Below are 245 nucleotides of genomic sequence, written 5' to 3'. Positions count from 1 at the left end.
CCGGGAACCCCGCAATGATGTCTTCGGCAACACTCTGAAGTTTTTGGTGGTTACTCCGGGATCTCCCGAGGAGTACCGACCGGGCCTCGGCGCGAGTGCAATTGTTTCGGGACATGATCATCCGGCTGGCGAGTTCGATAGGTGCCCGCCGGGCCAAGGCGGCGTACAGGTCCTCGTCATTCCCGCCAGAGGTCGGCATGCGAAGGGTGAGGCGTAGTGCTGGGCCCGCGCTCTCGGCAAACCCG

At 63.7% G+C, this 245-nt stretch carries 1 protein-coding gene; it reads right to left on the bottom strand.

The window, feature by feature from the left end:
• Positions 1-199, bottom strand: a 199-nt coding sequence (locus SB724_RS21440; RefSeq protein WP_410573051.1) for an ANTAR domain-containing protein, incomplete at its 3' end; no start/stop codon positions are given.
• Positions 200-245 lie beyond the last annotated feature (46 nt).

The sequence above is a fragment of the Bacillus sp. SIMBA_031 genome (assembly GCF_046535225.1).
GTDB lineage: Bacteria > Bacillota > Bacilli > Bacillales > Bacillaceae > Bacillus > Bacillus velezensis.
This window is presented reverse-complemented; position numbering and strand designations above follow the sequence as displayed.